This window comes from Myroides sp. LoEW2-1 (genome assembly GCF_009767705.1).
GTDB lineage: Bacteria > Bacteroidota > Bacteroidia > Flavobacteriales > Flavobacteriaceae > Flavobacterium > Flavobacterium album_A.
In genome coordinates this window covers 1-13828 of sequence record NZ_WSPP01000146.1, presented here as the reverse complement: position 1 = coordinate 13828, position 13828 = coordinate 1, and the positions used below count along the sequence as shown (strand labels likewise).

Annotated in this window: 14 protein-coding genes and 1 pseudogene; 12 read left to right on the top strand and 3 right to left on the bottom strand. The window is 35.0% G+C overall.

The genetic code is table 11. From position 1 onward, the window contains the following. Positions 1–440: 440 nt before the first annotated feature. Positions 441–1772: a metal-dependent hydrolase family protein gene (locus tag GOQ24_RS09210; RefSeq protein ID WP_155091106.1), complete on the bottom strand. Its 1332-nt coding sequence runs from the start codon at positions 1770–1772 to the stop codon at positions 441–443. Between the two features lie 240 nt (positions 1773–2012). Here GOQ24_RS09210 and dtd point away from each other — a divergent pair, with 240 nt between their 5' ends. The 7 genes from dtd (at position 2013) to GOQ24_RS09175 (ending at position 7977) form a co-directional block, all read left to right on the top strand. Further along, complete coding sequence (gene dtd, locus GOQ24_RS09205) at positions 2013–2465, top strand: D-aminoacyl-tRNA deacylase (protein WP_160339534.1); 453 nt, start codon at positions 2013–2015, stop codon at positions 2463–2465. Next, the gene (locus tag GOQ24_RS09200; RefSeq protein WP_155091104.1) at positions 2465–2662 is read left to right on the top strand and encodes a hypothetical protein; all 198 of its coding nucleotides are present in this window, start codon (positions 2465–2467) and stop codon (positions 2660–2662) included. The genes dtd and GOQ24_RS09200 overlap by 1 nt, the downstream gene beginning before the upstream one ends. Positions 2663–2665: 3 nt before the next feature. After that, positions 2666–2992, top strand: coding sequence for a nucleotide pyrophosphohydrolase (locus tag GOQ24_RS09195; RefSeq protein WP_155091103.1), 327 nt, complete (start codon positions 2666–2668; stop codon positions 2990–2992). A 10-nt stretch (positions 2993–3002) separates the two neighbouring features. Beyond that, entirely contained in the window at positions 3003–4229 is a 1227-nt protein-coding gene (locus tag GOQ24_RS09190) for a 3-phosphoshikimate 1-carboxyvinyltransferase (RefSeq protein ID WP_160339533.1), read from the top strand. A 118-nt stretch (positions 4230–4347) separates the two neighbouring features. Further along, complete coding sequence (gene queA, locus GOQ24_RS09185; protein ID WP_155091102.1) at positions 4348–5397, top strand: tRNA preQ1(34) S-adenosylmethionine ribosyltransferase-isomerase QueA; 1050 nt, start codon at positions 4348–4350, stop codon at positions 5395–5397. A 152-nt stretch (positions 5398–5549) separates the two neighbouring features. Next, the gene (gene kynU / locus GOQ24_RS09180) at positions 5550–6827 is read left to right on the top strand and encodes a kynureninase (RefSeq protein ID WP_160339532.1); all 1278 of its coding nucleotides are present in this window, start codon (positions 5550–5552) and stop codon (positions 6825–6827) included. Between the two features lie 64 nt (positions 6828–6891). Then, complete coding sequence (locus tag GOQ24_RS09175) at positions 6892–7977, top strand: agmatinase family protein (protein ID WP_160339531.1); 1086 nt, start codon at positions 6892–6894, stop codon at positions 7975–7977. 38 nt (positions 7978–8015) lie between these two features. Here the strand turns inward: GOQ24_RS09175 and GOQ24_RS09170 are convergent, their stop codons facing one another. Beyond that, a complete protein-coding gene (locus GOQ24_RS09170) occupies positions 8016–8177 on the bottom strand; it encodes a hypothetical protein (RefSeq protein WP_155091099.1) in 162 nt (53 codons plus the stop codon). Positions 8178–8287: 110 nt separating this feature from the next. On the opposite strand from GOQ24_RS09170, the gene GOQ24_RS09165 reads away from it, so the two are divergent. Then, on the top strand, positions 8288–9622 hold the full coding sequence (locus GOQ24_RS09165; RefSeq protein ID WP_160339530.1) for an FAD-dependent oxidoreductase: 1335 nt from the start codon (positions 8288–8290) through the stop codon (positions 9620–9622). 35 nt (positions 9623–9657) lie between these two features. Here GOQ24_RS09165 and GOQ24_RS09160 read toward each other — a convergent pair whose 3' ends face one another. Continuing rightward, positions 9658–11184: a helicase HerA-like domain-containing protein gene (locus tag GOQ24_RS09160; protein ID WP_155091097.1), complete on the bottom strand. Its 1527-nt coding sequence runs from the start codon at positions 11182–11184 to the stop codon at positions 9658–9660. A gap of 340 nt (positions 11185–11524) precedes the next feature. Here GOQ24_RS09160 and GOQ24_RS09155 point away from each other — a divergent pair, with 340 nt between their 5' ends. The 4 genes and pseudogenes from GOQ24_RS09155 to GOQ24_RS09140 all read left to right on the top strand — a co-directional run. Further along, positions 11525–12361 carry a MotA/TolQ/ExbB proton channel family protein gene (locus GOQ24_RS09155; protein WP_155091096.1) on the top strand — a complete coding sequence of 279 codons (837 nt, stop codon included), beginning with the start codon at positions 11525–11527 and terminating at the stop codon, positions 12359–12361. A gap of 75 nt (positions 12362–12436) precedes the next feature. Beyond that, positions 12437–13054 (top strand): ExbD/TolR family protein, encoded by a 618-nt coding sequence (locus GOQ24_RS09150; RefSeq protein WP_155091095.1) that lies wholly within the window; start codon positions 12437–12439, stop codon positions 13052–13054. 20 nt (positions 13055–13074) lie between these two features. Continuing rightward, positions 13075–13614 carry an ExbD/TolR family protein gene (locus GOQ24_RS09145; RefSeq protein ID WP_155091094.1) on the top strand — a complete coding sequence of 180 codons (540 nt, stop codon included), beginning with the start codon at positions 13075–13077 and terminating at the stop codon, positions 13612–13614. 31 nt (positions 13615–13645) lie between these two features. Continuing rightward, positions 13646–13828 (top strand): annotated as a pseudogene (locus tag GOQ24_RS09140) (energy transducer TonB); the annotation flags it as partial.

Sequence of the window (13828 nt, the reverse complement as noted above, 5' to 3'; positions counted from 1 at the left end):
TGTTTTTACAAGAAAACGATCCTATTTTAAAGGAGTTATTAAATAGATTGTATACAAGGGAAGTTGATAAGTATAAACGATTTGTTATATTTTTATTGGAAGTGGTCGCATAGTGATCGCGATCTGATGGCATAGTGATCGCATGTTTTTTGCTTTTTATTATGCGACCAAGATGTGATTATTATACTATCATTATACTATGATATAGACCAATATTCAATGAGATAGTCAAATAAGTGGGATGTAATCTTGCTCATAACCTTAGAAGTAAAGCAATAGCAATTTAGGGGAGGAGTGAAACTCTGTCTATTAGATAGCAATGGATTCAATTAGCACCTCTTCTTGATTTCATTTGAAAAGGGATAAGAGTGATGAATATTTCCCATAAAAAAAGAGGACTGCTTATTAGGCAGTCCTTGCAATGTATGGTAAAACAATTTTTATTTTTTAGTAGAGGTAGTATTCTTATAGATTTTCCCACCTTTGATAATCACGATAAAATTCTTCTCAGGATTAGCAATAAGTGATAAATCTTTAAGTGGGTTTCCATCGACTAATAATAAGTCTGCATAAGCATTTTCTTCTACTACCCCAAGTTTTCCTGGATATGGGCTGCGTAAGCCAGATAGTTGTAATAATTCGGCATTATCTTGCGTCACCATTTTTAGAATCTCAGCATTTGTAAACCATTTTTGTAAACGCAGGATATATTCGTTTTGTTCTTTATTTAATTCTGGTTCGAATAAGAAGTCAGTTCCCCAAGCCAGTTTGACACCTAATTGTTTGGCTAATGGCCATACTTTGTCTTGACCTTCTAATACAGGTTTGCGTTTTTCTTTGCGTTGGGCATCCATATTATCATTGTTGTCCATTAGGTTCTGTAAGCTTAGCCATATACCTTTGTCTTTCATGATTTTCAAGGTTTCTTCATCCAACATCTGACCGTGTTCGATAGATTTTACACCTGCTTCGATAGCGCGTTGTACAGCTCTGGGTGTATAGGCGTGTACCATAACATAAGTACCCCAATCTTCCGCAGCATCTACAGCTGCTTTGATTTCGTCAAAAGTGTATTGTGTCACATCGATAGGGTCATAAGCAGAAGAAGTACCTCCACCTGCCATCACTTTGATCTGACTTGCCCCGAAGCGTAGGTTCTCTCTTGTAGCAGTAAGTACTTCATCACGTCCATCTGCTATAAAAGTAGCCCCCATTTCTTCAGCACGAGAAGGCTTTCCGAAGAAGCGTCTTGAGCGCTCATTAGGAGTTCTAAAGTCTCCATGTCCTGCAGTCTGACTGATCGTAGCTCCTGAAGGCCAAATACGTGGACCTGCAGTCTTGTCTGCATCAATAGCTGCTTTTAATGGGAATATTGGTCCACCAGCATCTCTCACGCTTGTAAACCCACGCATTAGCATACTGTGTGCTCCAGTAGCTACCTCTTTCATCAAGCTTTCAGGAGTAGCTGTAGGCGACATCATTTGCTCCATAGTTAACGCTCCAAATACCATATGTACGTGTACATCGATTAACCCAGGCATAAGAGTCTTGCCTTGACCATTGATTTTAGTAACGTCATTACCTTTTACAGAGATGGTTTTAGGACTAATTTTTTCTATCGTTTGCCCATTAACCAATACATTCATTGGCTCTGTTAGAGAGGCAGTTTCGTGATTCAGGATTCTGACGTTCTCAATTAGAACTTGTTTTGTCTGTGCAAATGTGATAGTTGTACTAACTACAAATAGCGCTAATATGGATTTTAACTTCATAGACTAAAGTAAATTTTATGTTGATTCTACTAAAAAATTTGATAGCCTCTAAGATATTATAAAAACAGGGTTTAGCCTAATGTAATTTTTGAAAGTAGCTTGTAATTCGATTAGGTAGGCAGGAATCTCCGTTTGTAAACAGTGTGTTTTTAATCATTTGTTATCAAAATAAATAAAGGTAATATAAGGTATAACTTTAGAAAGTTTTTAAGTTTGTAAGTAATAGATTAAAATAAAAAAATGAAAGTAGTAATCCAGCGTGTGACCAGAGCGTCTGTTACCGTAGAGGGAAATAAAATAGGAGAGATTGACAAAGGGCTTCTTGTTTTAGTAGGAGTAGAAGATGTAGATACTGAGGAAGATATTAATTGGCTATCAGGAAAGATTGTGAATTTGCGTATTTTTGAAGATGAAAATGGAGTGATGAATAAATCTGTAAAAGAAGTAGAAGGGGAGGTATTATTAGTAAGTCAGTTTACGCTGCACGCTTCTACTAAAAAAGGAAATAGACCTTCTTATATCAGAGCTTCTAAACCAGATTTTGCTATTCCGATGTATGAAAAGTTTATTAATAAACTTGAAAGTGATTTAGGAAAAAAAATACAAACAGGTGAGTTTGGGGCAGATATGAAAGTAGAATTACTGAATGATGGCCCAGTCACAATTGTAATAGATAGTCAAAATAAAGAATAATGAGTACATTAGTAAAATACAGTTTCTTTACCGTAATATTTGTAATCCTAACTTGGGTTATGACAGATGAAGTTTCATGTGCCTTGAAAGGAGATGAAATCTGTTTAATGAATTTTGCATTTAAATACTTGGTGTTTATGGTGCTAATGGTTATCTACGATAAATGGTTGAAATATAAGATTTTTAAAAAAAAGTAAATAATGAATATACAAGATGCACAAAAAGCTGTAGATAGTTGGATCAAAGAACACGGCGTACGCTATTTTAACGAGTTAACTAATATGGCTCAGCTTACGGAAGAAGTAGGAGAAGTTGCGCGAATTATTGCAAGACGTTATGGTGAGCAATCTGAAAAAGAGAGTGATAAAAATAAGGATTTAGGTGAAGAATTAGCAGATGTAGTCTTTGTTGTACTGTGTTTGGCAAATCAGACTGGTGTGAATCTACAAGAGGCATTTGATAAGAAAATGGACTTGAAGACAAAGAGGGATCACGATCGTCATCATAATAATGAAAAATTAAAATAAAATATAAAGCGTGAAAGTATTTCTTCCTCAAACGCAATTAGCCACGAATCAGCATCTCTTTATTTCAGGTAGTAAGTCTGAGAGTAACCGCCTGTTGATTTTAAAACAGCTATTTGACAAATTACAGATAGGTAACTTATCTGATGCTGATGATGTGCGAGCTATGGAACAAGCCTTAGAATCTAAAGGAGAACTTGTTGATATTCACCATGCAGGTACTACGATGCGTTTTTTGACTGCGTATTATTCTTTATGTACTACTCGTGAAGTCGTATTAACGGGGAGTAGTCGAATGCAAGAAAGACCTATAGGGGTTTTAGTAGAAGCATTAAGGCAATTGAACGCTGAGATTACCTATGTAAATAAAGAGGGATTTCCCCCATTGAAAATCAAAGGTCATCTTTCTGAAGGTGGAAAAATAACACTTCCAGCAAATGTGAGTAGTCAATATATTACTGCACTATTGCTGATTGGAACCAAACTTGAAAAGGGAATGGAACTGCATTTGATCGGTGAGGTAACTTCTCGTCCATATATTGAGATGACTCTGCAATTGCTCAGAAAATTGGGGGCAAAAGTGTTTTTTGAAGATAATGTTATACATGTATATCCTATTGAGCAAATTGTGGAAACTAACTTTGTAGTAGAATCTGATTGGTCATCTGCATCTTATTTTTATTCTATGATTGCTTTGTCTGAGATAGGAACTAAGATTCAGTTGTCAAGTTATAAGGAGGAGAGTTTGCAAGGAGATAGCAAAGTTGCACTATTGTATGAACAGTTAGGAGTAAACACTTCATATCAAGCTGACGCTACAATAGAACTTACTAAGGTCAAACATGTAAATACAGCTTTCGAAGCTAATTTGATAGAAACGCCAGATTTAGCACAGACAATTGCAGTGACTTGTTTTGGCTTAGGGATTGACTGTCGTATGTCTGGTTTGCACACTTTGAAAATTAAAGAAACGGATCGATTATTAGCTCTAAAAACAGAGTTGTCAAAATTAGGGGCTACTATTTCGGTTGATGATGAAAATTTAACATTAGAAGCTTCAAAAGAGATTCGCCCAAATATTTCTATTGATACTTACCAAGATCACCGTATGGCTTTGGCGTTTGCTCCATTGGCGCTAAAGACCAATCTCATGATTAATGAGGCTGAAGTGGTAACAAAATCTTTTATTAGTTATTGGGATGATTTGCAGAAATTAGGTTTTCAAGTTCAAGAACAATAAGGGATAAAAGAAAAATATGGGCAAATACTTGACAACCCCTATGTTGAGGTTGTATATTTGCAAATTCTTTTGCGAAAGCAAAAAGTCTTTGTGTAATTAAATATTAAAAGCGTATTCAATGAAGTTATCAAACTTTAATTTTGATTTGCCAGCTGAGTTATTAGCAGAGTTCCCATCTGAGAACAGAGATGAGGCACGTTTAATGGTGGTGGACCGTAAAACTGGAAACATAGAACATAAATTATTTAAAGACTTAATCGACTATTTTGACGAAGGAGATGTTATGGTATTGAATAATACGAAAGTTTTTCCTGCACGTCTATATGGTAATAAAGAAAAAACTGGAGCAAGAATCGAGGTTTTTTTATTGAGAGAGTTAAATGCAGAACAACGTTTATGGGATGTTTTAGTTGATCCAGCCCGTAAAATACGTATTGGAAATAAACTATATTTTGGTGATGATGATTCTCTTGTGGCAGAAGTAATTGATAATACGACTTCAAGAGGTAGAACACTGCGCTTTTTATATGATGGTTCTTATGAAGAATTTAGATTTAAATTGCAAGAATTAGGAGAAACGCCAATTCCTAAATACATTAATCGCGAGGTTGTGCCAGAGGATGCAGAGAGATACCAAACAATATATGCGACCGAAGAAGGGGCAGTAGCTGCACCGACTGCAGGTCTTCACTTCTCTAAACACTTAATGAAGCGTTTAGAAATTAAGGGAATTAAGTTTGCTGAGGTAACTTTACATATTGGTTTAGGGACATTCAACCCAGTTGAAGTAGAGGATTTATCTAAACATAAGATGGATTCTGAGGAGATGTTTGTCAATCAAGAATGTTGTGATATCGTAAATGAAGCTAAAGTTAATAAGAAACGCGTATGTGCGATTGGTACAACTTGTATGCGTGCATTAGAAAGTTCAGTTTCTTCTAATCAAACATTAAATCCGTTTGTGGGTTGGACTAATAAATTTATTTTCCCTCCATACGATTTTAGTATTGCAAACTGTATGGTGACAAACTTCCATATGCCTAAATCGACTTTATTAATGATGATTTCTGCTTTTTGTGGTCATGATCTTATGATGAAAGCCTATGATTTAGCTGTAAAAGAGAAATATAAATTCTATTCATACGGAGACGCAATGTTGATCCTATAGTAGATTAAATGATAATTTAAAAAGCCTTTGAGTCTCTCAAAGGCTTTTTTTATGTCAAATACGAAGGAGGGTTTTATCTTATATTTAGGAGTTTGTTTGTTTAAAAAGGATTAAATTTACAGTTAATAGTTATTGAAAACACTCTATATATCATGACTTTTAAGAATATACTTGCTTATGCCAAGAGTTTGGATGAAAAAGATCCCCTTGCTAAGTACAGAAGCGAATTTAACTTTCCAAAAGTAAATGGAAAGGATGCTATTTACTTTACAGGTAATTCGCTTGGATTACAGCCCAAAAGAGCTGTTGAATATGTAAATGAGGTAATGAAGGACTGGGGAGAGTTGGCCGTTGAGGGGCATTTTTATGCTGATAAACCTTGGTGGGATTATCACGAAAGATTTCGTGAGCCTTTAAGTGCAATTGTTGGAGCCCTTCCAGAAGAAATTACAGTTATGAATACACTGACTGTAAATCTGCATTTGATGATGATTTCCTTTTACAAGCCAACAGCACAACGCTATAAAATCATCTGTGAAGAAAAGGCATTTCCAAGTGATCAATATATGATTCAATCTCAAGTGAAGGTACATGGATTAGATCCAAAAGAGACTATTATTGAGGTGAAGCGAAGAAAGGGAGAACACAATTTCAGAACAGAAGATATTTTAGCTGCTATTGAGGAAGCAGGTGAGGAGTTGGCTTTAGTGTTAATGGGCGGACTAAATTACTATACTGGCCAAGTCTTAGATATTGAAAAGATAACTGCTTCTGCTCAAGAACAGGGGGCAAAAGTTGGTTGGGATTTGGCACATGCTGCGGGAAATATTGAATTGAAATTACACGAGTGGAATGTTGACTTTGCAGCATGGTGTAGTTATAAATATATGAATGCTGGACCAGGAAGTGCTTCAGGGTGTTTTGTTCACGAGCGCTATCACGACGATGAAAGTATTGTTCGCCTTGGTGGATGGTGGGGACACAATAAAGAGAAGCGATTTTTAATGGAACAAGATTTTGATCCTATTCACTCTGCTGACGGATGGCAAATTAGTAATCCTTCTATTTTAAGTTTAGCACCCTATTTAGCTTCTGTAGAAATGTTTGCTGAGGTTGGTATGAAGGCTTTGATAGAGAAAAGGGATAAGATAACGGCTTATTTGGAATTTGTACTGCAAGATATTGCAAATGAAGAACAAGCCTCCTATGAAGTAATAACACCTCAAAATTCATCAGAAAGAGGAAGTCAGGTGTCTGTCTTTCTACATGGTAAGGGTAAGAACTTATTTAAATACCTTATGGAACAAGGAGTTATTGTAGATTGGCGTGAACCGAATGTGGTTAGACTTGCTCCAGTACCACTTTATACTTCTTATGAAGACGTTTTTAATTTTGGACAGATTTTAAAGAAAGCAAGTCGAATAATATAGTTTTAATCAGAGTTTTAGAGATTGAATTATAATTTTAAATTTGCAAAAAATAATAACTATATAGATGTCAACAAAACAGCAAAAGATAGCTAATTTCGATCCTTCTCAACCAGGATTAGCTGATGCAACAATTTATGGGCTTCCATTCACAGCAGATGAGAGTGAGGTAATTGTAGTTCCTGTACCTTGGGAAGTTACAGTAAGTTATGGAGCCGGGGCGTCAGAAGGGCCAGAAGCTATATTAGAAGCTTCTTATCAAGTAGACTTATTACACCAACAATATCCTGATTTATGGAAATTGGGTATTTATATAGATGAAGCTCCAGAACATTGGGCAACAGATAGTGCAAAGTATAAAGAAATGGCTCAGCCAATCATTGAAGCACTTGAGAATGGTGAGAACATTGCGAACTTACCAGAGTTGCAAAAAGATTTAGATACAATTAATGCCGTGTGTGATAAATTTCACAAAGAAGTAGAAGAGAAAGTATCTTACTGGATGGCAAAAGGAAAACGCGTAGTATTATTAGGAGGAGATCACAGTACTCCATTGGGATATTACAATGCATTAGCAAAACATCACGATTCTTTCGGTATTTTACACTTTGATGCGCATATGGATTTAAGAGATGCTTATGAAGGGTTTACGTATTCGCATGCGTCTATTATGTTCAATACTTTAAAGTTACCTCAAGTAAAAACAATAGTACAAGTAGGTATTCGCGATTTCTGTGAACAAGAAGTAGCAACAGTAGTAGAAGCAGATGGTAGAGTGCTAGTGCATACTGATGCAGATTTGAAGAAAGATGAGTTTGAAGGAATGAGCTGGAAAGATAAATGTGATCAAATAATTGCTTCATTACCTGAAAAAGTAGCTGTTAGTTTTGATATTGACGCTCTATTAGCATGGTATTGTCCTAATACAGGTACACCAGTACCAGGAGGGTTAACTTATGAACAAGCGACTTATATGATTACTCGATTATCAGAATCTAACAAGCAGATTATTGGAATGGACTTAGTAGAGGTTGCTCCAGGTGATGATGATTGGGATGGTAATGTAGGTGCAAGGCTGCTGTTTCACATGTGTGGCGCTTTTGCTAAATCACAAGGTTTATCTGTAGGTCAGAAGATAGAGTTTAAGAAATAGTAAAGTTTTATAAAAAAATAAGAGTCCCTTAGGGACTCTTATTTTTTAGGATAGGGATTGATGATTATATTATATATTGCAATACTTATTGCTGCAATTAAAAAGATCTGTTTAAACATACTATCCGTTTTGAATATAAAGTGCATAATATACCAAAAAGATAGTAAGATAGTGGCTGCTGTCCATAGTAAGTGCTTCATTAGGCTTGTGATTTAGGGGGTACTTAAAGGTAGAGAAAGTTTGATTTTTTAGAGAAAGAGTATCAAACAATGTTTCGAGATTTTAATAACAAAACAAATAAAATAAAGGAATGAATAGTATAGCTGTTGTGGGAAGTGGGTTAGTTGGAGTGGTACTGGCAATTAGTTTAAAGCAAAAAGGCTTTGATGTTGTGGTCTATGATAAAAGTATTGATATACGCAATATGGATTTTAAAGGTAGATCAATCAATTTGGCAATGTCTGATAGAGGGTGGAAAACGCTTAGGGAAATTGGTATAGAAGATGAAGTCAAACAATTGGCAATTCCCATGCATAGTCGTGCTATACATACCATAGACAAACAACAGAGTATTCAACCTTATAGCGTAAATGGTGATTCTGCTATCTGGGCAATATCCAGGGGAAATCTCAATAAAGAGTTAATTACTATTGCAGAGCGATTTGGAGTTGAGTTCTGTTTTGATACGCCTATTTGGGATGTGGATTTAGATCAAGGACTTTTGTACACTGCTAAGGAAGAGAGAGATAAGTGGACGTCAATTAAATACGATGTTATTTTTGGTGCCGATGGAGCTTATTCACGCGTTCGCCATAGGATGCAGAAACAAAGTATGTTCGAATATCAGCAGTCTTATTTGGAATTGGGGTATAAAGAGTTTATCATACCTGCAGATGCTGCTGGAAAACACAAACTTTCGCCAAATCTATTCCATATATGGCCGAGAAAGGATTTTATGTTTATCGCTTTAGCTAATACCGATGGTTCATTTACTTGTACGCTGTTTCTACCGTATAAAGGAAAGGTGTCCTTTGAGAGTATTCAGTCCGTTGAGGAAATTGAAGTGTTTTTTGAAACCTTCTTTTCTGAGGTGAAAGAGTTAATTCCTGATTACTTAGCTTTATATCAAGAAAATCCTGTAAATTCATTGGTTACCATGAAATGTTTTCCTTGGGTATATGAAGGTAAAGTTGCCCTGATAGGAGATGCAGCTCATGCTGTAGTGCCGTTTTATGGGCAGGGATTAAATGCAGGTTTGGAAGATATTTATGTTTTAAGTCGAATTATTGACAATTGTACTGAACGCAATTGGAAGGAAGTATTTAAGGCTTATCAGGAAAATCGAAAACCCAATGGGGATGCTATAGCAGAGTTGTCTTATCGCAACTTTGAAGAAATGAGTGCGTCCACGGCAGATACTATGTTTTTGTTGAGGAAGAAAATAGAAGTGAACTTTTCTAAGAAGTACCCTAAACTTTGGCTACCTCTTTACGATAGGGTTACTTTTAGTGATGATAGTTATCTCAAAGCATTAGAAATAGGAGACAAACAAAAGAGTATAATGGATGATATCATGCAAATTGAAGAAATTGCATTGATTTGGGATACGGAAGCGATTGAAAAGGAAATACTAAAAAGATTATAAAAAAAGAGAAGGTAAGAACCTTCTCTTTTTTGCTATTATTTCTTTTTCTTGTTGTTGTTCATCATCTTGTTTAGGATTCCAAAAGCGCCTCTAATGAAGGTAGCACTTGTGACAACTTTTAGAATGCCTTTTGTCAAATCGCTGTTGTCTGACTTAGAACTGGTAGAAGATGTCTTGGAAGGAGTTTTGTTGTTCTCTTTTTCACTTTCTAATTGCTCTAATTTGGCGGTAAGTATTTCATAAGCACTTTCTCTGTCAAAGTATTCGTTGTATTTAGGTGTTAGTTTAGATTTAGATATAATATCATCTATTTCAGCTTGTGACAATATATCCATTCTACTCATTGGAGCTCTCATGGCGCAAACTGCCAAGGGAGTAGGTATCCCTTTTTCGTTTAGTGCTGTAACTAAAGCATCACCTGTTCCCAATTGAGTAATGATCTCATTTGTTTTGTAGAAATCAGTAGAGGGGAAGTTTTCAGATGCTGTTTTGATTGCTTTTCTGTCTTTTTCAGTAAAAGCGCGTAGTGCATGTTGGATTTTTAAGCCCAATTGAGAGAGAACACCATTCGGGATATCTGTGGGATTTTGGGTAATAAAATAGATACCAATACCTTTAGAGCGAATTAGCTTTATAATAGTTTCAATTTGATTGAGTAATGTTTTGCTTGCCTCATTAAAGATCAAGTGAGCTTCATCTATAAAAATTACTAATTCGGGTTGTCCGCTATCCCCTTGTTCTGGCATTTGCGAGTAAACTTGTGCAAGTAAATTAAGCATAAAAGTAGAGAATAACTTAGGTTTGTCTTGAATATCCGTTAGTCTTAAGATATTCACATAACCGAAGCCTCTGTCATCTACACGCATTAAATCTTGAATATCAAAAGAGGGTTCACCAAAGAAAAGTTCTCCTCCTTGCTGTTCGATTTCGATTAGTTTGCGAATAATAGCTCCCGTAGAAGAAGCAGATATTCTACCATAATCGGCTTCTATTTCTTCTTTTCCTTCATTTGTAAGGAATTGTAATGTCTTTTTAAAATCTTTTAAATCTAAAAGTGGTAATTTTTTATCATCACAATATTTGAATATTAGAGATACAATTCCACTTTGAGTTTCATTTAAATCAAGGATTCTACTAAACAGTATTGGACCAAACTCTGTCAAGGTTGCTCTTAGTCGAACTCCATTCTGTTCAGAAATAGTCATCAATTCGACAGGAAAGCTACTCGCAGCAAAAGTTAGGTTCATTTGCGAATGTCTATTCTTAATAAATTCATTTTCTGTACCAGCTTGAGCAATTCCACTGAAGTCTCCTTTGATGTCCATCATTAAAATTGGAATACCTTTTGCAGATAACTGTTCAGATAATACTTGTATAGTTTTGGTTTTACCCGTACCAGTAGCTCCAGCGATAAGTCCGTGTCTATTAATGGTTTTAAGAGGAATATTGATGAAGTGATTAGGCTGAATTTCCTCATTAAATTTGGCAGCACCGATAGTAATAAAATCTCCTTTAAAGGAATATCCACTATTGATTGTCTGGGTGAAGTTTTCTTTTGTCATAACTTAAGTTGAAATGTGAAAAATTTTATACATTAGCACAAAGATAAAAGAAAGAAAAATTATATTTTGTTTAATTTCGAAATGTTAAATTTAAAGGTAATGTAAAAATCTATGTAGATTATTTCATTTAGAGTTGTTATCTTTACCTTTGCTTAACATTTTCTTTTAATACGAGGTTGTTAAATTATATTAGTGTTAAATGAGATGGATTAATTTTAAAAATATTGTTTTTAATTTTTTTATTTCATCTAAAAACATAAATTTGCGACTCTCATATGTTCTAAAAGAGAAAAAAGTAATAAGTAATAATTGAAAAAAAAAGAATTAAATTTTTAAAAAGATGACAAACGTATCAAACGAATCAGTTGAGAAAAAAAGTTCTAGTTCAGGAGCAAGTAGAGTAATTGCATCTGCAGCAGTTGTGCTATGTATATTATTTGGATATGTTATTTGGCAGTATGTAATGGGAGCTCCATCTAACTTTGAGAATGGAGATCCAAATGGACACCCACTTCCAGGAAACTTCATGGGAATGGTTTATAAAGGAGGAATTGTAGTAGCGGCGTTAATTGGATTATTAACAATGACTGTAGTTTTCTCAATTGAGAGATTCTTTGTGATTTCTAAAGCATCAGGAAAAGGAAATGTTGGGAAATTCGTACAAGAAATTCAAGCAAGCATCAATGCTGGTAGAATTAACGAAGCTATGGAAGCATGTGACGCTCAACAAGGGTCAGTTGCTAACGTTGTAAAAGCTGGATTAATTAAATACGAAGAGATGAAAAAAGAAGGTTTTAGTAGTGAAGAAGCTACTGAGGCTATTCAAAAAGAAATCGAGGAAGCTACAACATTAGAGATGCCAATGTTAGAGAGAAATATGATTGTATTAGCTACATTAGTATCTATTGGTACGTTAGTTGGATTATTAGGAACAGTAACAGGTATGATTAAAGCGTTCTCTGCTTTAGCAACTTCTGGTACTCCTGACTCAGCTGCATTAGCAACAGGTATTTCTGAAGCGTTAGTATGTACTGCAACAGGTATTGGTACTTCTACATTAGCAATCGTAATGTATAACTCATTTACTACAAAAATTGATAGATTAACTTACTCTATTGACGAAGCTGGTTTTGCTATTACTCAATCTTACAGAAGATTCAAAGGGTTAGTAAAATAATTAAAGGTTAAGTTAAATAAAGTATTAATAGATTGGGATTTGCCTTTGGCAAAACTTAATCAAAAGATCTAATCAATGGCAAAAGGTAAAATGAAAAAGAAAAGTATGAGAGTGGATATGACCGCGATGTGTGACGTGTCTTTCCTACTTTTGACTTTCTTCGTATTAACTTCTACAGCTAAACTTCCGGAGCCATTACCAGTAGATACACCAAATTCGACAGTTCAAACTAAATTACCTGAAAGTAACTTAGCTACTGTAACACTTGGTGAAGGTAAAGTATTCTTTGGAGTATTAGGAAAAGAAGATCGTAAAGCTACTCTTGAAAAAATGGGTGAGCGTTACAATATTACTTTTAGTGAGGATGAGAAGCTAGCATTTTCATATTTGGAGGGAATCGGTTCTCCAATGAATGAATTAAAAAGCTTTCTAAGTTTGCCAGCTGATGTTCGTACAAAACAAAGTGCATCACAAAGTGGTATACCTACAGATTCACTAAATAACCAATTAAAAGATTGGGTTCAATGTGCACGTCTTGTTGCCAAAGAAAAGAATGAACTTGTCTTAAACGTTGCTATCAAAGGGGATGCTGAAGAAGAATTCCCTCAAGTTAAAAAAGTTATGAACATTCTTCAGGAGCAAAGAGTAAACAAGTTTTTCTTGGTTACAGGTTTGAGAAATGAAGATTTTTAATCATTAAAAAGATACTGTAAATGGCTGAATTAAATACAGGTGGTGGCGACAAGGATAAAAAAGTAAGAAGTAAGAAACAAAATGCCGGAGTTGACTTAACAGCGATGGTTGACTTAGCATTCTTATTGATTACATTCTTTATGTTGACAACATCAATGAATAAGCCTCAATCAATGAACTTGGCGATGCCTGATAAATCTGAAGATATTCCTAAAGAGGAAAAAATTAAGGTTGATGAGAATCGTACAATGACTGTTCTAATTGGAGGTGATAATAAAATGAAGTGGTATATGGGGATGCCTGGTACACCACTTGAAGGACCTACAGAATCTTCTTATGGAAAAGAAGGAATAAGAAAAGTCCTACTTGAGAAAGATAAGCAAGCTAAAGCTTATTCTCAAGACGTAGAAAAAGGATTGATTGTTATTATTAAAGCAAGTGATAAAGCAAATTATAGCAACTTAATCGATATTTTGGACGAAATGGCTATCACGAACATAGGAACCTATGCTATTGTAGACATTACTCCAGAAGAAGTTGAAATGTTAGGTGAGAATTAATAAACGTCCTTAAGGATAAATAAAAGAAATTATGTCAAAATTAAATATCTTTAAAAAAGATTGGCTTGATATCGTTTTCGAAGGACGTAACAAATCTTACGGAGCATATCAGCTTAGAGCTACTAACCCTACAGTGACCACTTTTTCTTTGATAGGAGGTATTGCTTTCTTTACGTTAGCAGTTTTTTCTCCAAAGATTTTTGGTGAATTAGGG